Origin of the sequence: Pseudoalteromonas sp. PAB 2.2 (assembly GCF_001938575.1) — a bacterium.
Lineage (GTDB): Bacteria > Pseudomonadota > Gammaproteobacteria > Enterobacterales > Alteromonadaceae > Pseudoalteromonas > Pseudoalteromonas lipolytica.
In genome coordinates, this window is record NZ_LYPI01000010.1 from 155,150 (window position 1) to 179,858 (window position 24,709).

Annotated in this window: 12 protein-coding genes; 9 read left to right on the forward strand and 3 right to left on the reverse strand. The window is 46.0% G+C overall.

The genetic code is table 11. From position 1 onward, the window contains the following. Positions 1-238 precede the first annotated feature (238 nt). Positions 239-16,216: an Ig-like domain-containing protein gene (locus BWD47_RS09190; protein WP_075593851.1), complete on the forward strand. Its 15,978-nt coding sequence runs from the start codon at positions 239-241 to the stop codon at positions 16,214-16,216. A gap of 241 nt (positions 16,217-16,457) precedes the next feature. On the opposite strand, the gene flgN is transcribed toward BWD47_RS09190, so the two are convergent. From flgN to flgA, 3 genes are all read right to left on the reverse strand, one after another. Further along, complete coding sequence (gene flgN / locus BWD47_RS09195) at positions 16,458-16,889, reverse strand: flagellar protein FlgN (protein WP_075593852.1); 432 nt, start codon at positions 16,887-16,889, stop codon at positions 16,458-16,460. Then, positions 16,882-17,202: a flagellar biosynthesis anti-sigma factor FlgM gene (gene flgM, locus BWD47_RS09200; RefSeq protein WP_036970217.1), complete on the reverse strand. Its 321-nt coding sequence runs from the start codon at positions 17,200-17,202 to the stop codon at positions 16,882-16,884. The genes flgN and flgM overlap by 8 nt, the downstream gene beginning before the upstream one ends. Positions 17,203-17,281: 79 nt before the next feature. After that, complete coding sequence (flgA, locus tag BWD47_RS09205; RefSeq protein WP_075593853.1) at positions 17,282-17,986, reverse strand: flagellar basal body P-ring formation chaperone FlgA; 705 nt, start codon at positions 17,984-17,986, stop codon at positions 17,282-17,284. A gap of 142 nt (positions 17,987-18,128) precedes the next feature. On the opposite strand from flgA, the gene BWD47_RS09210 reads away from it, so the two are divergent. The 8 genes from BWD47_RS09210 (at position 18,129) to flgG (ending at position 24,705) form a co-directional block, all read left to right on the forward strand. Beyond that, complete coding sequence (locus BWD47_RS09210) at positions 18,129-19,061, forward strand: chemotaxis protein (protein ID WP_036970211.1); 933 nt, start codon at positions 18,129-18,131, stop codon at positions 19,059-19,061. Between the two features lie 21 nt (positions 19,062-19,082). After that, the gene (locus tag BWD47_RS09215) at positions 19,083-19,913 is read left to right on the forward strand and encodes a protein-glutamate O-methyltransferase CheR (RefSeq protein WP_036970209.1); all 831 of its coding nucleotides are present in this window, start codon (positions 19,083-19,085) and stop codon (positions 19,911-19,913) included. A gap of 133 nt (positions 19,914-20,046) precedes the next feature. Next, positions 20,047-20,457, forward strand: coding sequence for a flagellar basal body rod protein FlgB (gene flgB / locus BWD47_RS09220; RefSeq protein ID WP_036971676.1), 411 nt, complete (start codon positions 20,047-20,049; stop codon positions 20,455-20,457). Positions 20,458-20,459: 2 nt separating this feature from the next. Next, entirely contained in the window at positions 20,460-20,891 is a 432-nt protein-coding gene (flgC, locus tag BWD47_RS09225; RefSeq protein ID WP_036970207.1) for a flagellar basal body rod protein FlgC, read from the forward strand. Positions 20,892-20,904: 13 nt separating this feature from the next. After that, the gene (locus tag BWD47_RS09230) at positions 20,905-21,588 is read left to right on the forward strand and encodes a flagellar hook assembly protein FlgD (protein ID WP_036970204.1); all 684 of its coding nucleotides are present in this window, start codon (positions 20,905-20,907) and stop codon (positions 21,586-21,588) included. A 50-nt stretch (positions 21,589-21,638) separates the two neighbouring features. Next, a complete protein-coding gene (gene flgE / locus BWD47_RS09235; RefSeq protein WP_074988697.1) occupies positions 21,639-22,982 on the forward strand; it encodes a flagellar hook protein FlgE in 1,344 nt (447 codons plus the stop codon). A 148-nt stretch (positions 22,983-23,130) separates the two neighbouring features. After that, positions 23,131-23,895 (forward strand): flagellar basal body rod protein FlgF, encoded by a 765-nt coding sequence (locus BWD47_RS09240; protein ID WP_075593854.1) that lies wholly within the window; start codon positions 23,131-23,133, stop codon positions 23,893-23,895. A 21-nt stretch (positions 23,896-23,916) separates the two neighbouring features. Continuing rightward, positions 23,917-24,705, forward strand: a complete 789-nt coding sequence (flgG, locus tag BWD47_RS09245; RefSeq protein WP_036970195.1) for a flagellar basal-body rod protein FlgG — start codon at positions 23,917-23,919, stop codon at positions 24,703-24,705. Positions 24,706-24,709 lie beyond the last annotated feature (4 nt).

The window sequence follows — 24,709 nt, forward strand, 5'->3', positions numbered from 1 at the left end:
TCTTTTATCGACTAAATTTAATTCACGCTAAGTTAGTTTTAGTCAACAAATTTAGATACTGCAAATACTTCTTTTGTATTATTTTGCGGGTGTTTGATCACATTTTTCGTGTACCCGCACTTTAGTTCTATAGTATTAGCTTTATGTAAAACCTGTACCATAGTCCAGTAACTAAGTGCTGTTTCTCTACTAGATTTACGTTATACGCGTGCAATTTAAATATGTTGAGGAATAGCAAATGGATGCGAACCAATTATTAGTTATTGATGTACAAGGCTCTGCCGGTATTATTCAAGCCGATGGGTCAATTAAAGCACTGAGTGTGGGTGATGTTATCACTGTGGGTGATACCGTTATCACTGCGGATAAGTCAACATTGTTAATTGACGTGCAAGGTGAGTCTTTATCTATTCCTGCTAATAAAAAGGTCACCATTACGCCGGACCTACTCGCAAAAGAGGTCAAAGATAGCTCTGAAAATACGGTGTTTGATGACAGTATTGACGACGCCATTGCAAGCTTGAATCAACCAAATCAAACAACCCCAGACCCGCAGCAAGGTGGTGACATAAGCGACTTTTTAGATGCGCTTGAAGGCGGTGGCGATATTCTCGATAGTTTAGAAGCCACTGCCGCTGGTGGTACAGGGGGAGCGACCTCAGGTGGCGGTACTTCATTTGTAGAATTAGCACGTATTGCAGAGGGCATTGACCCTTCAAGTCTCGCATTTGATGATAGTTTTAATAGCGATAGCAGTGGTATTTTTTCGCCGCGTGATACAACCGATGGTGTTGTCCCAACAGACACCTTAACGGCAACGGTTAGTATTGATGACCCAGGTGTTATAAATAACTCTCAACCTGTGATCACAGGAACCACTGAAAATCTTGTTGGTGAAACAGTCACCGTGACTGTCACCGATGTGAATGGTAATAACCAAGTGGTTACGGTGGTTGTTCAACCCGATGGTACCTTTACGACTCCACCTTTGGATCCACTGCCTGATGGCCCTATTGTGATTGAAGTGGTTGCTATTGACCCGAATGGCGACCCTGTGAGTGACACGATTGGTGCGAATATCGATACCATCGCGCCTGTTGTTACCATTAATGAATTGCCCGACTCTGCGTCACAAACGGTGGTGATTAATGGCTCTGTATCAGGCATTAGCGCAGGTGATGATGTCACAATTACGGTGACAGACAGCGCAGGCCAAGTACAAACATTTGTCACCCAAGTTGATGAGCAAGGTAATTGGAGTATTACCACAGAAGCGCTTGCTGAAGGTTTATATACCGTATTGGCTTCGGCTGTAGATGCGGCAGGTAACGAAGGCACCGATACAGAAAATGGACTCGTTGATTTAACGGCACCGGTGATAAACATAGACCCAATTGGTGAAACTAATGACACAACCCCCACGATTTCAGGCAATGTGAGTGGGGTGACTGTTGGCAGTGAGATCACGGTGGTGATTACTGCAGCCGATGGCGCTATTCAAACCGTGATAGCGATTGTTGCTGACGACGGTAGCTGGACAATTGATGTGCCAGTTGCGTTGGTTGAAGGCGAATTTACCGTCACAGCCACTGTTTTAGACGCAGCGGGTAACGAAGCACAAGCAAGCACCACTGGTATTATTGATGTAACCGCCCCGATAATAAATATTACCCCAATTGATGATACGCAAGACACCACGCCAACCATAACCGGTAATGTAGTCGGTGTGGTTGAAGGTAGCGTTGTGACGGTTGTGGTAACCGATATAAATGGCCAAGTACAGACTTTAACCGCCCTCACCGATGCTAATGGTAATTGGACTCTCGATGTTCCAAGTGAACTGGCTGAAGGGCCGTTTGAGGTGACTGCAACTGTCAGCGACTTGGCAGGAAACCAAGCACAGGATAGCGCAACAGGGGTGATTGACTTAACGGCACCAGACATCACCTTAACTGCCATTGCTAATACGAATGACACCACGCCTGTGTTTGTTGGTCGTGTTGAGGGTGTGCCAGAAGGCACACAAGTGACTATTCAAGTTGTGGGTAGTGATGGCCAATCACAATCGCTTACAGCGTTTGTGTTAGCTGATGGCAGCTATAGTGTGGAGGCGAGCACAGCATTACCTGAAGGCGGTTTTACTGCGATTGCAACAGTATCAGATCCGGCAGGAAATTCTGCGACGGCTAATACTTCTGGGACAGTGGCGTTTTCGCCTATTTCAATCACGATCGATTCTATTGCAGATAGCAACGACACCACGCCATTACTAAGTGGTCAAACTGAGGGAGTTGCGCCGGGCACAACTATCATGCTGTCTGTTACAGCAAGTGATGGTAGCGTATTTAATTTATTAGCAATTACACAAGCTGACGGAAGTTGGTCTATTCAAATGACTCAACCTCTTCCTGAGGGGGATTTTACGGTTGTAGCAACCGTGCTAGACCCACAAGGTAACGAAGCGCAAGCTACTGCAATCGGTAATGTTGACCTAACAGTCAGTATTAACTTTATTATTGATACCAATGACACAACCCCCAGCGTATCGGGTTCGACCCAAGATGTTGCCCCAGGCGCAGTGGTCACCGTGACCTTTATAGGCAGTGATGGCGCGACAGAAACAATACAGGTTATTACCGATGCAAATGGTGATTGGTCTGTAGAGGCCACCATTCCTTTGGTTGAAGGCCAATTTACCGTCACGGCAACCGTTACGGATGAGGTGGGTAACACGGCCACAGCCAGTGAAATTGGTGAAATTGACTTAACCGATCCAACTATTTTCATTGATCCCCTTAATGATACCAATGACACAACGCCAACAATTTCAGGGTCAGTACTTGATGTACCCGCAGGTACTACCGTTTCATTGCTTGTGACAGACAGCAATGGAGTAACGCAAACACTAACAGCTACAACCGATGCGCAAGGTAACTGGCAGGTCGATGTTGCCAGCGAATTAGCCGAAGGCGATTACACTGTCACAGCAAGTGTCAGTGATGAAGCCGGGAATACCAGCACCGCCACTGCAACAGGTACTATCGATTTGACCGCGCCTATTATCAACATTGATACAATGGCTGATAGTAACGACACAACGCCGACAATATCAGGCACGACGCAAGGACTTGATGCAGCAACGACAGTCACGGTAAGTGTGACAGACAGTGCAGGCAGTACACAAACATTCACAACAATTACTAATGCCGATGGTAGCTGGTCAGTTACAGTCACTGATGAATTAGCGGAAGGTGAATTTACGGTTGTTGCACAAACACAGGACAAAGCGGGTAATAGTGCTGAAGATACTGAAACAGGTGTTATTGATTTAACCGCTCCGAGCATTGCGATAAACGAATTTACGGATTCAAATGATGTTACACCCGTTATATCGGGTGTTGTTTCGGGCGTTGAGCCCGGCACTTTAGTCACTATTACGCTTGTTGATAGCAATGGCAATCAACAGGTCTTAACTGCGGTTGTAAATGCTGACAACACGTGGCAAGTCGGTGCAAATCAGGTCTTAGCAGAAGGTGAGTTTACAATCACCGCCACGGTGAGTGACCCTGCGGGTAATCAAGCACTTGATACAGCAACAGGCGTTATTGATTTAACAGCTCCTATTATTGCTCTTGACTTCCTTGGAAGCAGTGCAGACAACACCCCGACTATCACGGGGACGGTGCAAGGCGTTAATGCGGGTACAACCGTCACGCTTGTGGTCACTGACTCTAATGGCAATAGCCAAACGTTCACGGCCTTAACCAACAGCGCAGGTGGCTTTAGTGCGGATGTACCAAACGGCCTAGCAGAGGGGGAATACACGGTAACTGCTTCAGTGGCAGACGAAGCTGGCAATCAAGCGCTTGATACCGCAACGGGTAATATCGATTTAACCGCGCCAATTATTGATCTTGATCCCTTAGGGAGCAGTGCCGACAACACCCCGACCATTACAGGTACGGTACAAGGTGTTAATGCTGGAACAACAGTCACGCTCGTGGTCACTGACTCCAACGGCAATAGCCAAACATTTACAACGGTAACCAACAATAATGGTGGCTTTAGTGCAGATGTGCCTACAAGCCTTGCTGAAGGTGAGTATACCGTAACAGCCTTGGTGGCAGATGATGCAGGCAACCAAGCCTCTGACACTGAAACAGGTCTAATCGATAGTTCATCACTGACTATTTTAATAGACGCTGTTGGTGAGACAAATGATATAACCCCCACCATTTCAGGGTCTACATTAAACGCGACAGCGGGAGATCAAATCACCGTGGTGATTACGCCTGAATCTGGCGTGGCTCAAACCTTTACCACACAGGTTGATGCAAATGGTAATTGGACCATTACAGTATCGCAAGCGTTAGCTGAGGGTGAGTTTACCGTTGATGCAACGCTGACTGATCAATTTGGTAATACAGCAAGCGACTCAATTACAGGGGTGATTGATATTACGGCCCCTAGCGTGACAATTGATACGATAGGCTCAATAAACGACAGCACACCAGTGATTTCGGGTACATCACAAGGTGCCGTGAATGGCAGTACAGTGACTGTGACAGTGGTTGATTCGCAAAATAATAGCCAAGTGTATACCACCACAGTCGATGCCAATGGAAATTGGTCTGTGCCTGTAACCAGTGCAGTCGCGCAAGGGCAATTTACAGTGACGGCCAGTATCACTGATAATGCGGGTAATACAGGCACAGATACCGAAATTGGTAATTTTGATGGTGTGGGTCCGCTATTAACGCTTGATTTCGATCCGCTTACAAATGATACAACCCCACTTATTTCGGGTACTACAGATGCAGTTGCTGGCACGGTTGTGTCGGTTGTTGTTACAGATAGCAATGGAGCGACGCAAACTCTTTCGGCTGTTGTAGCTGCTGATGGTACGTGGTCTATCAGCCCTGATACGCCTTTGGCTGAGGGCGCATTTACAGTCACAGCCAGTGTCGCGGATGAGTCAGGTAATCAAACTCAAGTAACGGATACTGGGGTGATTGATATCACTGCGCCGACCATTTCGATTGATAATCTGGGCACAGTGAATGACACCACGCCAACGATCAGTGGTCAAACAAATGAACCTGCGGGCAGCATCGTAACAGTGGTGGTCACTGATGGTGTCGCAAGTTATGAATTTACAGCAATTGTGAATGCCGATGGCAGCTGGTCAGGCGATGTACCTGCTCAGTTAGAAGATGGCAATATTAGTGTTACTGCTACTGTGACCGATGCGGCGGGTAATTCAGCGCAAGCTAACAGCGCCTTTATTCTTAATAGCTCTGCACCGAGTATTGCGATTGATGCCATTAATGATACCAATGACACAACACCGACAATTAGCGGTACGTCTGATGCCCCTGATGGCACGCTAATAACAGTCATCATTGAAGACAGTGATAATAATAGCCAGTCTGTTACTGCGACAGTGCAAAATGGCGTATGGAGTGTAGAACCAACACAAGCACTTAGTGAGGGGAGTTTCACGGTGTCGGCGTCGGTCACTGTGGATGGCTTAACCAGCGATGCCAGTGCACAGGGTTTAATTGATATAACCCCTCCGACAGTCACTATTGATGCACTTGCAGATACCAGTGATGTTACGCCATTAATTTCAGGCCAAACATCGGGTTTAGTGTCGGGTAGTATTGTAACCGTGACCATTACAGACAGTAATGGGGATTCGCAGGTTGTTTCAGCGACGGTGGCACAAGATGGTTCGTGGTCTGTGGCGGCAAGTACAGACTTAGCCCAAGGTCAATATACAGTAACCGCGGTGGTTGCCGACAGTGCAGGTAATCAAGCAACAGACACCGAAACAGGCATTATTGATTTAACAGCCCCTACAATCAGCATTGATAATATTGCCGACACAAATGATGTAACGCCCGTGTTGTCTGGTCAAACAACGGGTGTACCTGCAGGCTCACAAATTACCCTCTTGGTGACAGATAGTAACGGTAATACGCAAACCCTGATTACGACTACCTTAGCAGATGGTTCATGGTCAGTTGAGGCTGATGTGATTATTGCCGAAGGCGCATTCACCGTTGAAGCAACAGTAAGTGACGCGGCAGGTAATACAGCTTCTGATACCGCGACTGGTGTTGTGGATACTACCGCACCTACCATCACGGTGGATGCACTTGCACCAAGTTCAGATGTAACACCAGTGATCAGTGGTATGGCAGAAGGAGTTCCTGCGGGCACTGTTGTCAGTATAGTGATCACAGACAGCCAAGGCGTGCAGCAATCACTCTTTGCAACCGTTAACAATGATGGTAGTTGGTCTGTAGAGGCGTTAGATGCGGTCGCTGAAGGTGAATACACCGTTGTTGCAACAGTGCAAGACGCAGCCGGAAATCAAGGTACAGACACCGAAACAGGTCTTATTGATACCACAGCACCGACAGTGGTCATCGACCCACAAGCTGTGACAAACGACACAACCCCCGTCATTAGCGGACAAACCTCAGGTGTGCCAACCGGCACCGAAGTTAGGCTGACAATTACAGACAGTGCGGGCAATGTGCAAACGCTGGTGGCAACAACGGGAGCCGACGGTAGTTGGTCAGTTGCTGTATCTCAAGCATTAGCGCAAGGCAGTTATACCATTGACGCTGAGGTGTCAGATGCTGCTGGTAACACAGGAAACGACACGGCCTCAGGCGAAGTAGATATCACCGCGCCTGTTGTCAGTATTGATGCGATTGCCGACAGCAACGATGTAACCCCTGTTATTAGTGGCCAAAGTACAGGCGTGCCTGCGGGGACGCTTGTTACATTAACCATCACCGACAGTGCGGGTAATGTTCAAACAGTAACAACAACAGTACAAGCCGATGGTAGTTGGTCAGCTGAAGCAGCAACGGCACTCGCCGAAGGTGATTACACCGTTGTTGCAACCATTGTGGATGCCGCCGGTAATACAGGCACCGACACCGAAACTGGCACAATTGATGTGACCGCGCCAACCATCACCATTGATGCGCCAGCGCTAACCAACGACAACACACCCACAGTCACTGGCTCATCAGATTTAGCCAATACGAATCTTGATGTGACCTTTACCGATGCCAATGGCACCAGCCACACAGTGACAGTGACCACCGATGCGTCAGGTAATTGGAGTGTCGATGCAGGGCAAGCATTGGCCGATGGTAACTACAGTGTGACAGCAAGTATCAGTGATTCAGCCGGTAATAACAGCAGCGCCACAGACAGTGGTGTAGTTGATACAATTCCACCAGAGCTTGCCTTTGTGCCGACCTTCTTACTAGGTCAATTGGTTACTTTAAGCGGTACCTCTGATTTACCGGCTGGTAGCACGGTCACTATTACTCAAAACTTGGTTGGCGGTGGCGTAGTGACATACACTGCGACAACCGATGCCAATGGTGATTGGTCATTGACCGGCTTAACTGTACCACTGGCCAGTTTAGCGTCTATCACCGCAAGTGCGTCTGATGAAGCCGGCAATGTACGCACGATTACCTCAACCGATTTTGATGGTACACCGCCGACCTTAACCGTGAGCGTGGATGCACTGACAAATGACAACACCCCACTTATTAGCGGGACCACCGATGCCGGTGAAGGGGCACAAGTCAGCGTGGTTGTCACCGATGCCAATGGTGCAACAGAAACACTGACCGCCATTGTTGATGCTAATGGTAATTGGAGCGTGAGCCCAACCACCGCCTTAGCCGATGGTCAGTTTAGCGTTGAAGCCAGTGTCCGCGATGGGGTTGGTAACTTAAGCGAAGAAACCGTGACCGGTGTTATCGACACTCTTGCGCCAACACTGACCTTAACTGGTGTGGGTGAGGGCAGTGATGTCACGCCGGTGTTAAGTGGTACCAGTAATGAAATTGGTGCGACGGTTACTATCTCTGTCACGGATAGCAATGGCACAGTACAAACTTTTACTGCCATTGTTGGCAGCAACGGAACCTGGAGTAGAGAAGTTCCTAATGGTCTTGCTGAAGGGGATTATACCGTCACGGTGACAGTAAGTGATGATGCAGGTAACACCAGCAGCGTGACTGCAACAGGTAATATTGATACCACCAACCCGGTTGTTACTGTGAATGATAATGGCCTAGGTAATGACGATACACCAACCTTAAGTGGTACCTCAACCGAGCCTGCGGGAACACTGGTCAGTATTATTGTTATTGACAGTAATGGGGATACACATAACTTTACTGCGACTGTAGCTGCCGATGGGTCGTGGCAAACAAATGCCTCTGTATTACCTGACGGCGATTATACTATTACTGCAACGATCACCGATGCAGCAGGCAATGTTGGCACAGACTCAGGCACGGGTCGTATTGATACAACGCCACCATTATTAACCATTAATAATCTAGGGACGGTCAATACAGATACGCCAACAATCAGTGGGACTTCGTCAGAACCGGCTGGCACAGTTATTTCTTTAGTTGTAACTGATTCAAGCGGTAATACGCTGAACTTATCAGCGGTGGTTGATGGAAATGGCGACTGGTCTGTTACTTCATCGTCACTAACAAACGATGATTACACGGTTGTGGCAACGGTTGCAGATGCTGCTGGTAATACAGCAACAGCCTCTGAAAGCTTTACACTCGACACCTCTGCGCCAAGCATTGCGATAGATGTTATTGGTGAAATTAACGATCCAACTCCTACGATTACGGGCACAACTGATGCCGCTGATGGCAGCACGGTGACAGTTGTGATTGATGATGGTGTCAATCCGGTAGAAACATTAACCACAACGGTCACTGGCGGGGTTTGGTTTGTGACAGCAAACAATGCGTTACCAGAAGGAAGTTTTACAGTTACCGCAACGGTGACGGTTAATACTATTGATGGCACGGCAACACGCACAGGAACAGTCGATCTTACTGCGCCTAGTATCACCATAAATGATATTAACGACACCAATGATACCACTCCAACGATTAGCGGTACGACAGACGCAAGTGCAGGCAGTTTAGTCACCTTGACTATTACTGACTCTCTTGGAAATACACACACAGTTGTCGCGACAGTATTAGCCAATGGTAGTTGGTCTGTTGCCGCTTCGACTATATTAGCCGAAGGTACATTTACAGTCACAGCTTCTGTTACAGACGCTGCTGGTAACACAGGCACAGACAATGCGACAGGTAATGTAGATATCACCGCACCTGTTGTCAGTATTGATGCGATTGCCGACAGCAACGATGTAACACCTGCAATTAGTGGCCAAAGTACAGGCGTGCCTGCGGGGACGCTTGTTACGTTAACCATCACCGACAGTGCGGGTAATGTTCAAACAGTAACAACAACTGTACAAGCCGATGGTAGTTGGTCAGTTGAAGCAGCAACGGCACTCGCCGAAGGTGATTACACCGTTGTTGCAACCATTGTGGATGCCGCAGGTAATACAGGCACCGACACCGAAACTGGCACAATTGATGTGACCGCGCCAACCATCACCATTGATGCGCCAGCGCTGACTAATGACAACACGCCCACAGTCACTGGCTCATCCGATTTAGCCAATACGAATCTTGATGTGACCTTTACCGATGCCAATGGCACCAGCCACACAGTGACAGTGACCACCGATGCGTCAGGTAATTGGAGTGTCGATGCGACGCAAGCATTGGCCGATGGTAACTACAGTGTGACAGCGAGTATCAGCGATTCAGCCGGTAATAACAGCAGCGCTACAGACAGTGGTGTAGTTGATACAATTCCACCAGAGCTTGCCTTTGTGCCGACCTTCTTACTGGGTCAATTGGTTACTTTAAGCGGTACCTCTGATTTACCGGCTGGTAGCACGGTCACCATTACCCAAAACTTGGTAGGTGGTGGCGTAGTGACATACACTGCGACAACCGATGCCAATGGTGATTGGTCATTGACCGGGTTAACTGTACCACTGCTCAGTTTAGCGTCTATCACCGCAAGTGCATCTGATGAAGCCGGTAATGTACGCACGATTACCTCAACCGATTTTGATGGTACACCGCCGACTTTAACCGTGAGCGTGGATGCACTGACAAACGACAACACCCCACTTATTAGCGGGACCACCGATGCCGGTGAAGGGGCACAAGTCAGCGTGGTTGTCACCGATGCCAACGGTGCAACAGAAACACTGACCGCCATTGTTGATGCTAATGGTAATTGGAGTGTGAGCCCAACCACCGCCTTAGCCGATGGTCAGTTTAGCGTTGAAGCCAGTGTCCGTGATGGGGTTGGTAACTTAAGCGAAGAAACCGTGACCGGTGTTATCGACACCCTTGCGCCAACACTAACCTTCACTGGTGTGGGTGAGGGCAGTGATGTCACGCCGGTGTTCAGTGGTCGTAGTAATGAAGTGGGCGGCACCGTCACCGTGACAGTCACCGACAGCAATGGGGCAGAGCAAACACTCACCGCCACCGTAAATAGCAGTGGTGATTGGAGCGTTGAAGTACCGACAGCCTTAGCCGAAGGCAGCTACACGGTTGCCGTGACCATCAGTGATGATGCAGGCAACACCAGCAACGTTACCGCCACAGGCAATATCGATACCACCAACCCCGTTGTTACTGTAAATGACAATGGCTTAGGTAATGACAGTACACCGGTTATTTCAGGGACGTCAACAGAGCCTGCTGGCACGGTCGTGAACCTTAGCATCGTTGATAGCAATGGTGATTCACACAGCTTGACCGCGACAGTCTTAGCTGATGGGTCATGGCAAGCCACATCAAGCAGCTTGCCAGATGGTGCGTACACTGTGACTGCCACTATAACTGATGCTGCGGGCAATGTTGGCACAGACACAGGCACCGGCAGCATTGATACCTTACCGCCTAGCTTAGCAATTGATAGCTTGGGAACGGTGAATGATACCACCCCAACCATTAGCGGTACGTCTAACGAGCCTGCGGGCAGTGTGGTGAACTTAAGTGTCTCTGATGGCACCAACACCTACACCTTCACCGCGACAGTATTAGCGGATGGCACTTGGAGCGCCGATGTCCCTAGCCCACTGGATAATGGCACCTTCACGATTGATGCGAGCATTACGGATGCGGCAGGCAACGCCACCACCGCAAGCGACAGTGCACTGCTTGACACCACGGCCCCAAGTGTCACGATTAATGTGATTGGTGAAACAAATGACACCACACCGACCATCAACGGCACCAGTGATGCTGAGAATGGCAGTGTGGTGACGGTTGTGATTGATGATGGGATAAACCCTGTCGAAACAATTACCACCACCGTCAGTGGGGGCACGTGGAGTGTCACGCCGACAACCGCATTACCAGAAGGTGAGTTTACCGTGACCGCCTCAGTGCTCGAAAATGGTAACACTGGCACCGCCACACGCACCGGTATTATTGATACCACCATGCCAGCGATTGACATTAACGAACTGGGTATTACAAACGACACCACCCCGACGATTAGCGGCACAGCCAGTGCGCCACAAGGCAGCACAGTCACCGTGGTGATCACCGATGCAAACAACAACAGTCACACCGTGACCACCACCATGCAAAGTGATGGTAGTTGGTCAGTGGCAGCCAGCACGATTCTAGCGGAAGGCGAATACACCGTTACCGCGACAGTCAGCGATCAAGCTGGTAACCCAGCATCAGCAAGTGCCACCGGTGAAGTGGATATCACCGCGCCAGTTGTCAGTATTGATGCGATTGCCGACAGTAACGATGTAACACCAGCAATTAGTGGCCAAAGTACAGGCGTGCCTGCGGGGACGCTTGTTACATTAACCATCACCGACAGTGCGGGTAATGTTCAAACAGTAACAACAACTGTACAAGCCGATGGTAGTTGGTCAGCTGAAGCAGCAACGGCACTCGCCGAAGGTGATTACACCGTTGTTGCAACCATTGTGGATGCCGCCGGTAATACAGGCACCGACACCGAAACCGGCACAATTGATGTGACCGCGCCAACCATCACCATTGATGCACCAGCGCTAACCAATGACAACACACCCACAGTCACTGGCTCATCAGATTTAGCCAATACGAATTTAGATGTGACCTTTACCGATGCCAATGGCACCAGCCACACAGTGACAGTGACCACCGATGCGTCAGGTAATTGGAGTGTCGATGCGACGCAAGCATTGGCCGATGGTAACTACAGTGTGACAGCGAGTATCAGTGATTCAGCGGGTAATAACAGCAGCGCCACAGACAGTGGTGTAGTTGATACAATTGCACCAGATATCCGTATTATTCCTTCATTCTTATTAGGAAATTTAGTTGGCTTATCGGGCACATCAGATTTGCCAGAAGGCAGTGTGATCACAATTACTGAACATTTAGTAGGGGGCTTAATAGGTGCGACTTATACCGCCACGACTGATGCAAATGGTAATTGGACGCTTGCCAACATTACTGTCCCACTTATTAGCCTGGCTTATGTTACGGCAAGTGGCACAGATGCGGCGGGTAACACTGCTACTGTGAGCACATTAGAATTTGATAATGTGGCGCCTGAGCTGACGGTTACTGTTGATGCATTAACAAATGATACAACCCCAACCATTTCGGGCACAACGGATATGGGAGAAGGCACGGTGATCAACATCACCGTTCAAGATGCCAATGGTGATTCACAAACCTTTACTGCAACTGTGCAAAGTAACCAAACTTGGTCTGTCGATGTGCCCACAGCGCTAGCTGAAGGGACCTTTACAGTAACGGCATCGGTAAGGGATCAGGTCGGTAATTTAACTACAGAGCAAACATCGGGTGTGTTAGACAGCATTGCGCCAACCTTAGTTGTTAACGCGGTTGATGGCACCTCTGACGCGCGTCCAACTATTTCAGGTAGTAGTAACGAAATAGGCGGCTTAGTTATCGTTGAGGTTGCAGGACAAACCATTACCACCACAGTAGCATCAGATGGTACTTGGCAGTTTATAGTACCGGTTGATATTACCGATGGCAGTTACACTATTACGGCGACCATAACGGATGATGCTAATAATACGCAAACTGCAACGGCATCTATAACGGTTGATACCGTCGCCCCCGTTGTGGCGATAGATACACTGGGACTTGGTAACTCAAGTACGCCTGTTATTTCGGGCACATCGACAGAAGCCACAGGTACTCAGGTTTCTGTTACGGTGACAGATAGCAACAACGATATACAAACATTATCGGCAACCGTCCAAAGTGATGGGTCATGGCAAGTAACACCGAGTACTATGCCAGATGGCAATTATAGTGTCACAGCGACTATCACAGATGTTGCAGGTAATGTTGGTACTGACACCGAAACGGGGTCAATTGATACTCTTACACCTGAGTTGGTTCTTGATGGTTTAGGGACTATTAATGATTCAACACCAACAATTAGTGGTAGCACCAATGAGCCTGCAGGCAGCACCGTAAATATTAGTGTGGTAAATGATGGGAATACATACAGCTTTACTGCAACTGTTCAGGCTGATGGGTCATGGTCAGCAGATGTTCCAACAGCATTGGCTGATGGCTTACTGACTATTACAGCGACAATTACCGATGCTGCAAACAACACGGCAACGGTAACAGACACGGCAACGCTAGATACCAATGCACCTACAATTTCGATTGATGCTCTTGCAGTCACTAACGACACCACACCGACCATTTCGGGAACAAGTGATGCAGCTGACGGTATTCAAGTGACCATTACTGTTGTCGATGCACTTGGTAATAGCCAAACAGCTATCGCCACTATTAGCAGCGGTACATGGACTGTAGACTTAACAACGCCGCTCAGTGAAGGAAACTATACTGTTACAGCAAGTGTGTCTGAAGATGGACTCACTGGTACGGCAAGTCGTCAAGGTGACATCGATCTCACTCCGCCAGCGTTAACAGTTGACTCTCCAGCAATCACGAATGACACCACACCAACAATCAGTGGTACAAGTGATGCACCACAGGGTAGCGTGGTGACGATAAGTGTCACCGACAGTGCGGGCGATATTGTGACAGCATCTGCGGTTGTTGGCGCATCAGGTGCTTGGTCTGTTGCATTAGGTACAGCATTAGCTGAAGGTGCCTACACGATTTCAGCAAGCGTTTCTGACACTGCTGGTAACACCAGCTCAGCCTCTGCATCGGGTGTGATTGATATTACACCTGCGAATGTGGTCATTGACACTGTGGCTGTTTCAACCGATTTAACGCCAGTGATAATGGGCAGTGCAACTGGCGCAGTGGCAGGCAATCGAGTCGTCGTTACGTTTGTAGACTCTTCCGGCGTAAGTCACAGTGTCGAAACGACACTAGATGCAAGTTTAAATTGGCAAGTTGAAGCGACTCAAGCACTTGCTGAGGGAGCGTATACGGTAACCGCAGTCGTGACGGATACCGCAGGAAACAATGGCAGCGCTTCAACGACATCTGCGGTTGATACCACAGCACCTGTCGTTAGCATTGATCAAAGTAGTTTAACTTTAACGAACGACTCAACCCCTCTTATTAGTGGTACGTCTGATGCGGCCAATAGCACTATTACAGTCACCTTTATCGCAGCCGGTGGAGCACAGCACAGTGTTACAACGACCACCGATGCGAACGGTGACTGGCAAGCAGCAGCAGATCAAGTGTTGGCCGATGGAGTTTATTCTGTTACTGCAAGTATCACGGATACTGCGGGTAATACCGGAACAGACAGTAAAACAGGTGGCGAAGTTGATACCGTAGCCCCAGAGCTCACCATTGTGCCATCTTTCCTATTAGGTCTGTTGGTCTCTTTATCTGGTACATCTGACTTACCTGAAGGCAGTGTTATTACGATAACAAACTACCTCGTCGGTGGAGTGGCTGGTGTGCCATATACAGCAACCGTTGATGCCAATGGTGATTGGCAAGTATTGAACTTGTCGGTGTCATTATTGAACTTAGCTTATGTAGAGGCAACAGCGACAGATGCCGCCGGTAATACCACGACTATTAGTACAGACACTTTTGACAATTCTGCCCCTGAATTGACATTAGATGTACCCGCTATCTCAGCAGACACAACGCCAGTGATAAGCGGCACAAGTACTGTGGGAACAGGGCAAACTGTGACACTGATTGTGCAAGGTGCCGATGGTGCTTCACAAACGCTAACGACCTTAGTGAACAGTAATGGCACTTGGTCAGTGGAAGTATTATCTGAACTTGTTGATGGCACTTACACTGTAACGGCAAGTGTCACAGATGCTGAAGACCGCACTACAGAGCAAACAGCCTCAGGTATTATTGATGCTGGATTGACTATAACCATTGATGATGGGTTACAGCTCACCAACGATGACACCCCGCTCATTACGGGTAAATCAATTGCACCAAACAGTGAAATAGAAGTGGTGTTTGATAATGGCACTACGCAACAAACGAAAACGGTTACCTCATTAAGTGATGGCACTTGGAGTGTAACACCAGACAGTGCGTTAGTGGATGGCACTTACACGGTAACCGCAACGATTGTTAGTAGTGGCGTAACAACGGGTGCAATTTCAGGATTAGAAATTGATACGATTCCGCCGACACTTGAGAATATAGATGTTAACTCTTTACTAAACTTAGGGCTTGTCATTACTGGCTTTGACGGCACAACGGATGCAGAAGATGGGGCTATCGTGCAATTAGATAACGCCCTTGCTTTAGGGATCACCTTATTGAGTGAAGGCGGCTCGGTTGTACAAAATGGACAGTGGTCAATAGATATCGTTGATATTAACCTGCTTGATATATTGGGTTTAGGCCTAGCAGATGCACGCTTTAGCATTACAGATTCAATTGGTAATGTGCGCGTTGTTGATATTAACGGCAATGATATTGAAATTAATGGAGAGCCCGCAAGCACTGGCGGTGCGGGTCCTGAAGAAATGGCCTTAGGATCTGACAGCATTGAGGCTGACGAGCAAACTGCAGAAAGTATTGATCTTAGCCTTGTTCTATTAGATGCAAGCCCAGAGCCTACCTCAAGTGGGGGTATTGCTGCGCTTGACGTGACTATCGAAGATGTCTTAAGTGATAGTGAACAAAGCAATTTACTTGCCCTTGATAGCAACAGTGAAAGTCAGAGCTTAGCATTTACAGGCAACACAGAAGTCACGTCAGAGCCTGCCAGTAATATCCAAAGTGAGTCAGATGAGCTAATCAAAAAACTCATTGAGGGAGGCAATAACTCAATTGATATTTAGATAAATAGTTAAGCTTAAATAAGAAAAGCGCGATAATTATCGCGCTTTCTTTTTGAATTGGGTAGTTTGTAAAACGAGAAACGAGAAACGAGAAACGAGAAACGAGAAACGAGAAACGAGAAACGAGTAACGAGCAACGGGTAACGGGTAACGAGCAACGGGTAACGGGTAACGAGCAACGGGTAACGGGTAACGAGCAACGGGTAACGAGCAACGGGTAACGAGAAACGAGTAACGGGCATTATGCTTTAAGGTTATGCACTATTTTTTTATCGCCTTGAATCACACTGCCACCTTGATCGTAGGTCATCGATGAAGGTGCGCCAATCAAGATATCTTTTAGTTGCTTAACACTAAGCTGGGCTTGATGAGCTGCATGTGCATTCACATCATTTTTCTTTTTACAGGCTGCAAGAAGAGAGTTTACTTTAGAAATGAGTTCGTTTACTTCATCATCTGGCGAGTCATTTTTGCTAACCAGCGTTTGCACTTCTTTATCTATTGACTGAATTTGCTGTAGTAGAGAGACTTTTTGTTGGGCAATACTTTTTAGCCCCTCACCACGTTTTGCAGCAATGGCTGTTAATTCATCATCCAAAAGCACAGCAATAGACTCTAAACAAGTGACTTGTTGTGTTAATTTGCTGGCGATTAAATGATTATGATCAGCCATACACATCAAACTCAAATGCGGCGATATTTTTAGCTAACTTTTCAGCATCAATTTGGTATTTACCTTCGCTGATTGCTTTTTTTAACTCAGCCACTTTATTGCTATCAAAGCCAGACGACTGTTCAGCTTTATCTTGTAAAGATTTAAGTTGTTTAGCTTGAGGCGTTAAGCTTACCGAATCTGCACTTGCTTTTGGCGCTGTCGATTTTGCCGCTGCCGCGTTAGCGTTATCTTTTTGTAAATCAAGATTTTTTTGCTTGGTATTCGTCAACACAGAAGTTTGTTGTTGACCATTATTGACATTGCTTACCATAATTTTTGACCTATACATTACCCAACATATGCCTATATATCGGCGGGCACAGCGGATACTTTAGCATAAATATAAAAAATTAAATATTCACTTGCACAGACTCAACACCATCCACACGTGCATTTAATACTTTACCTGATTTTTTGTTTTTTACACGTACTAATTCGTCTAATGTGCCATCTTCAAGCGCAATACCTGTTGTTTTGATCCTCAAGCCACGCAGTGAAGCATAAATAGTCACATTGTCGCCTTTACACACCATGCAAACTTGGCTCATTACAATAGGCACACCACTGCGAATATTGCGCTTGCTACGACTGCCGACAAGCATTGATTTTTCTTGAACATATTGCGTTCTTACAAACTGCTTAGGTTTCATCTCTAAGCGCAAATGCTCTGCTCTAATTACTTCACCGCGTGCTAAATTGGTTGTTACGACAACAACGGGTTCCAGCTCAATAATGCGAACATGCACATATTGAGTCCAACTATTTATGTCATCGCATTTAAGTTGTACGGTAACCTGCCGATTAAAAGGAGGTTCTGTCGGTAATGTTTTATTTAATGGCGATTCACACAATCTTTCTGGAATACGGCTATCAAGTGGTAATGCACTTACTTGCGGTGCCGTATCGAGATCGGGGATCTGCTCGCTGACAAAATCAATAGCGATTTGTTGAAGTTGCTCGTTATTATACACTTCAGCTTGTAGATGCGTGGCAAATAACAAGCTAGAAAGAAAATAAAAAACACTGTATCTTCGGCTTTTTTTTAACAAACTCATATTGTTTCGACTATGCTTATTGTTGAAAACAAGGTATAAATATTTTGCGTCAAAAAACAGACGCTTCGTAACCTTATGTAGCTTTAACACAAAGTAAGCAATTATTGTTCCGGCTCTGGTTGTTTATCTTTAGGAGATTGAAATGGCAGGCATTTTAGACTCAGTAAACCAGCGTACACAGTTGGTTGGGCAAAACCGCCTTGAATTACTATTATTCAAACTCAGAGGGCGACAACGCTTTGGTATTAACGTGTTTAAAGTAAGAGAGGTTCTACAATGTCCACCGCTTACAAACATGCCAAAATCGAATGCTTATATTCGTGGTGTTGCACACATTCGTGGTCAAACCATTTCTGTTATCGATTTATCAATGGCTGTTGGCGGTCCTGCCATTGAAAATATCAAAGATAGTTTTATTATCATTGCGGAATACAATCGTTCAGTGCAAGGGTTCTTAGTCGGTGGCGTAGAGCGCATCGTTAATATGAACTGGGAAAAAATTATGCCGCCACCTTCAGGTGCAGGGCGTTACTCTTATTTAACCGCGGTCACTGAAATAGAAAACGAACTGGTAGAAATCTTAGACGTCGAGAAGATCCTTAACGAAATTTGCCCTGTTAACACTGAAGTAAGTGCGGATGTGATTGGTGAGGGAGAAATCCAAAAAGATTTAGGGGAGCGAATCGTTTTTATTGCTGATGACTCGGCCGTTGCGCGTAATCAGGTAAAACGTGCGTTAGAACCTCTCGGTGTACAAACTGAACTCGCTAAAAATGGTAAAGAAGCTTTAATACGCTTACGTGAAATAGCAGAACTTGATTGTGTAAATAATATTACTGAGCGAGTTGGCTTGTTAATTTCAGACGTTGAAATGCCAGAAATGGATGGCTACACCTTAACCGCAGAAATTAAGGCCGATCCAAAGTTATCACCTTTGCATGTAATCTTGCATACATCACTCAGTGGTGTTTTTAATCAAGCGATGATAGAAAAAGTGGGTGCCGATGATTTTATTGCAAAATTTAACCCAGACGAATTAGCGACTGCCGTTAAAAAGTGGGTTCATTGTGATTAATTATTTATAGGTGGTATTACTTTGGAAAATAAGCACTTACAACAAAGCGAATACGATCAGTTCCGCTCTTTTTTAGAGCAACAATGTGGCATTGTACTAGGCGATAACAAACTTTATTTAGTGAAAAGTCGCCTGGCACCCTTGATGGCGCGTTTTAATGTTGAGTCATTGTCACAGTTGGTAAGTAAAACCTTGAGTCCTCACGAGAGGCAGCTTCGTGCCGCAGTGGTTGATGCAATGACAACAAACGAAACTTTGTGGTTTCGTGATCAATACCCATTTGAATTGCTTAAAACTAAACTTTTCCCTGAATTCAAAGAATTGCGTCGTCCAATTAAAATTTGGTCAGCGGCAAGTTCATCAGGTCAAGAACCGTATTCTATTGCCATGTCGGTTGCTGAGTTTCAATCTAAGCAACCTGGCGTTTTAAAAATGGGCGCACAAATTATCGGCACAGATATTTCTAATACTATGCTTGATATGTGCAAAAACGCAGAATATGACTCACTGGCTTTGGCACGTGGCCTGTCTGTTGAAAGACGTCAAAAGTTTTTTAAAGACAGTGGTAACGGTATGGCTCAAGTAGTTGATCCAATAAAGAAAATGGTCAGTTTTAGGCATTTAAACTTATTGGATTCGTATGCCTTGATGGGGAAATTTGATATTATTTTTTGCCGTAATGTATTGATCTACTTTGCACCCGAAGTAAAAGCAAAAATTATCGCGCAATTTGCGCAAGCACTTAATCCAAAAGGGTACCTGTTTTTAGGCGCTTCAGAGTCAATGGCTGGCCTTAGTGACAGTTTTGATATGGTGCGATGTAATCCGGGTATCATCTACCAGAAAAAGTAATCTTTCCTTAGCAACCTAGTTCTTAGGTTGCTAATTTCATTATATATCAACATCTTAATTATAAAATAATCATGCTTAATTTTTGGCTTACCTTTTGCATTAGCTAAGGAGAGTCAAATTTTTGGAGATGGTTATGGCTATCAGTTTTGATAAAGCATTCGGTGTGCATCCTCATGCCATGTTGATCCGTTCACAACGCGCTGAGTTATTAGCGACAAATATCGCTAATGCTGATACGCCGGGCTATAAAGCGAAAGATGTCGATTTTGCATCCGCATTAAAAGCGGCAAAAAGCAACCAGCACGGCGGCAATAGCATGGTAAGAACGGATGAGAAACACCTTGCCGGTGGCAGCCGATTTGTTGGTAATTCAGAAATGTTTCGTACGCCAAATCAAGCAGATACAGGTGATGGTAACTCTGTTGATATACAAGTGGAACGAAACTTGTATGTACAAAACTCATTAGAGTATCAGGCAAGCCTGCAATTTATGAGTAGTAAAATTAAAGGCCTTAAAAAAGCCCTCGGTAGTCAAGGAGCTTAATCATGAGTTTATATAATGTTTTTGATATTTCGGGCACGGGTATGAGCGCACAAAATGTTCGCTTAAATACCACAGCAAGTAATATTTCGAATGCAAATACAATTAGCTCAAGCCAAGACCAGACATACCGAGCGCGCCATCCTGTGTTTGCTGCTGAACTTACAAAAGCGTCAGCATCGCAAAGTAATCCGCAGGGCTCTTCTGTTGGCGTTAAAGTATTAGGCATTGTAGAGAGCGATAAGCCGCTACAAATAGAATACAACCCGAATCACCCCAGCGCGGATGAAAATGGGTATATCTATAAACCAAATGTCAACGTTGTAGAAGAAATGGCTAATATGATTTCTGCCTCTCGCTCTTACCAAACAAATGTGCAAGTTGCTGATGCAGCTAAGCAAATGTTAAGTAAAACACTGTTGTTAGGACAACGGTAATCGAGGATAAGTTATGAGTAACGACATCAGCTCTGCATCATCATCCTATATGGATAGCTTGCGTTGGAATGAGACAAACACGCCAACAGCAAAAGAAGACAGTAACACACTGTCTCAAGAAGATTTCTTTTCGTTGTTAACGCAGCAGTTGTCGTTTCAAGATCCGAGCAATCCTGCTGATAACGATCAAATGATTGCGCAAATGACGAACTTTACCATGGCAGAAGGTATTTCAAATTTAAACACAAAATTTGAGTCACTCACTGCATCCATGACATCAAATTCGGCATTACAAGCGTCAACGTTAGTGGGTAAGCAAGCGTTGCTTGAGTCAGAGACTATTGACTTTGATGGCGAAAATTTAGCTAAAGGTTCCGTTGTGGCAGAAACAGCTGTTGAATCTCTTACGTTAAGAATCACTGATTCGACGGGACAATTAGTTCGCACGATTGATTTAGGATCGAAATCTGCCGGTGCTCACCGTTTCGAGTGGGATGGTAAAGATGGTGAGGGCAATGTTCTTCCTGAAGGCGAATACAATATTAGCGCTGAAGGCTTCGTAAATGGAGACTACAGCAGCATGCCTCTGGCAACCTTTAAGAACATTGAAAGTGTCAATATTAATGGCAGCAGCGGCATTATCGTAAATACAAAAGAGGGTGCGGTTAGGCTAACTGATATAGCTGAAATCGCATAATTAAAAAGGTTTGGGTTAGCTTAGGCTAAGAGATAGGTTAGAGGTGAGTTATGAGCTTCAATATTGCATTAACAGGTTTAGCAGCCGCACAAAAAGATTTAGACGTAACGGCAAATAATATTGCCAACGTAAACACAACGGGCTTTAAAGAGTCGCGTGCTGAGTTTGCTGATGTGTACGCATCGTCAGTATTTAGTTCTGGTAAAACAAAAAACGGCGACGGTGTTAAAACAGCAACGGTTGCACAACAGTTTCACCAAGGGTCGTTATCATTCACAAATAACTCACTTGATTTAGCAATCACAGGGGAAGGTTATTTTGCGATGAGTGATGACATCGCATCACAAGACTTTACATATACGCGTGCGGGTGCATTTAAATTAAATGCAGATAACTTTGTTGTTGATGCCAATGGTAACTACCTGCAAGGTTTCCCTGTTGACCCATCAACGGGTAATACGACATCGGTAAGTTTAAGTACTACTTCACCGATTCAAATTCCAGATGCTTCAGGTTCGCCTCGTCATACGAGTAATATCTACAGCTCAATGAATTTAGACGCACGTGTCGATACGCCAACAACGACAACCTTTGATCCAACTGATAGCACGAGCTATAACTCGTCTACTTCAACAACTGTTTATGACTCATTAGGTGAGCCGCATGTTGTGCAGTTATTTTTTGTAAAGCAAGACCCTACAGCAACGCCAAATACGTGGGAAGTGTACGCCACAATGGATGGTCAAGCGTTTGATGCTTCAGGTGCTGCAACGGGCACAGGTGCACACACGCCAATTGATACACTTGAGTTCACGGCGGCGGGTTTACCGAACGTAACCGCTCCAGAAACCACATTTGATGACATTATTTTGCCTTCAGATGCTTCGACAGGTTTATCGACACTACTTGGTAATGGCGCACAGTTCCCGAATGAAATCACGGTTAATTGGCGTGATGAAGCAGGCACCGCTAATAAAGTGCCTACGCAATACGCCAGTAACTTTGAAGTAAAAGCACTTGAGCAAGATGGTGCGACAGTCGGTCGTTTAGCGGGCATTGATATTGGTGCAGATGGAAAAGTAGTTGCTTCATACAGCAATGGCGATACTTCATTCTTAGGCCAAGTTGCTATGGTGCGCTTTTCAAACTCTCAAGGCTTACAACAAGCGGGTGATACTTCTTGGAAGAAAAGCTTAACCTCGGGTGAGCCTATTGCGGGTGAGCCAAACTCAGGCACATTGGGTTCAATTAACTCATCAGCACTTGAGCAATCAAACGTTAATTTAACGAATGAACTGGTTGACCTTATCAGCGCACAGCGTAATTTCCAGGCGAATTCACGTGCCTTAGAAGTTAACTCAACATTACAACAAAATATCTTACAGATCCGTTAATTTTAGCGGCTCTAAGCTTAATCCGACACGAAAGGCTGCCCCCTCTATTGGCAGCCTTTTTTATTTTCCTTTGCTTATTTCCGCGTCAATTTTACTTTGGCACTTTTATTGCATTTCATAGTTATCGTATTTTTAGTGAGTCAATGTTATGGACAAAATGGTCTACATTGCCATGTCTGGTGCAAAGCAAAGCTTGCGTGGCCTTGAATTAAAGGCAAACAACTTAGCAAATGCAAACACCACTGGCTTTAAAGCTGATTTTGCACAAGCACGCTCAATGCAAGCATTTGGCGAAGGCTTGCCATCGCGTGTATTCGCAATGCAAGAGCGCCCAGGTTCTAACATGGAGTCGGGTGGTTTTGTTGAAACAGGCCGAGAACTTGATATTGCCATGAGTGATCGGGGTTGGTTAAGCGTACAAGATGCATCGGGCAATGAAGCCTATACCAAAACAGGCACGCTGAATATTACTCCCGATGGCGCATTGATGACCAGTCATGGTCGTCAAGTTATTGGCGAAGGTGGCCCCATTATTTTGCCTTTACCAATCGAGAAGATTGAATTTAGTTCTGATGGGTCAATTCAGGTGCGTCCACAAGGGGCACCTGCAAACTTTTTAGAAGTGGTTGATCGTTTAAAGGTAATCGAAGCCGATAACAATCAACTAGAAAAAGGCAATGATGGCTTATTTAGGCCAAAGCCAGACATGTTGGTAAATGACTTATGTGGTTTTTGCGATATTTCAACTAATGTAAAAGTGCTTTCGGGCACCCTTGAAATGTCGAACGTGAACCCCGTACACGAAATGGTCGATATGATCAGCAATCAACGCCAATTTGAATTACAAGTTAAATTGATGAAAACAGCGGAAGAGCTTGATGAACGTCAAGATCAGCTGTTACGCATTGTTTAAGATGACTGAGAGGGTAGAGTTATGAATCCTGCATTGTGGATCAGTAAAACCGGGCTTGACGCCCAACAAACCGATATTTCGGTGATCTCAAATAATCTCGCGAATGCCAGCACGGTCGGTTACAAAAAAAGCCGCGCCGTATTTGAAGATTTACTGTATCAAAATATTAATCAGCCAGGTGGTCGTTCCTCACAAGACACTGAAATGCCATCAGGTTTGATGTTAGGCGCGGGTGCGAAAGTGGTTGCTAACCAAAAGAACTTTTCACAAGGTAACATGCTTACCACTGAAAATTCATTGGATTGGATGATTTCAGGACCGGGCTTTTTTGAGGTCTTACTCCCAGATGGCAATATCGCTTATTCGCGTAATGGTCAATTTACCACCGATGAAGATGGCCGCATTGTTACCGCGGGAGCCGGTTTTCCTGTGCAACCAGAGATGAATGTGCCAGACGATGCACAATCAATTACGGTATCACAAGATGGTGAAGTGTCGGTGCGTATCTCAGGCCAAGCTGACAATGTTGTTATTGGTCAGCTAACTATCAGTGATTTCATCAATCCATCTGGCCTTGAGCCTATGGGTCAAAACCTTTACACCGAAACGGCTGTAAGTGGGGCTCCTGTGCAAGGTAATCCCGGTATTGATGGTTTAGGAACTGTTGTACAAGGTTCACTTGAAACTTCAAATGTGAATGTAACAGAAGAGCTCGTTAACCTCATTGAAACACAGCGAATTTATGAAATGAATTCAAAAGTGATTTCGGCTGTTGATGAAATGCTTAGTTACATTAACCAACAGTTATAATGGG

Excerpts from the sequence above, each read along its gene's own strand:
- flgE (WP_074988697.1), top strand. The coding sequence starts at position 21,639 with ATGAGCTTCAATATTGCATTAACAGGTTTAGCAGCCGCACAAAAAGAT.
- flgB (WP_036971676.1), top strand. The coding sequence starts at position 20,047 with ATGGCTATCAGTTTTGATAAAGCATTCGGTGTGCATCCTCATGCCATG.
- BWD47_RS09190 (WP_075593851.1), top strand. The coding sequence starts at position 239 with ATGGATGCGAACCAATTATTAGTTATTGATGTACAAGGCTCTGCCGGT.
- flgA (WP_075593853.1), bottom strand. The coding sequence starts at position 17,986 with ATGAGTTTGTTAAAAAAAAGCCGAAGATACAGTGTTTTTTATTTTCTT.
- flgC (WP_036970207.1), top strand. The coding sequence starts at position 20,460 with ATGAGTTTATATAATGTTTTTGATATTTCGGGCACGGGTATGAGCGCA.
- BWD47_RS09210 (WP_036970211.1), top strand. The coding sequence starts at position 18,129 with ATGGCAGGCATTTTAGACTCAGTAAACCAGCGTACACAGTTGGTTGGG.
- flgM (WP_036970217.1), bottom strand. The coding sequence starts at position 17,202 with ATGGTAAGCAATGTCAATAATGGTCAACAACAAACTTCTGTGTTGACG.
- flgN (WP_075593852.1), bottom strand. The coding sequence starts at position 16,889 with ATGGCTGATCATAATCATTTAATCGCCAGCAAATTAACACAACAAGTC.
- BWD47_RS09230 (WP_036970204.1), top strand. The coding sequence starts at position 20,905 with ATGAGTAACGACATCAGCTCTGCATCATCATCCTATATGGATAGCTTG.
- BWD47_RS09240 (WP_075593854.1), top strand. The coding sequence starts at position 23,131 with ATGGACAAAATGGTCTACATTGCCATGTCTGGTGCAAAGCAAAGCTTG.
- flgG (WP_036970195.1), top strand. The coding sequence starts at position 23,917 with ATGAATCCTGCATTGTGGATCAGTAAAACCGGGCTTGACGCCCAACAA.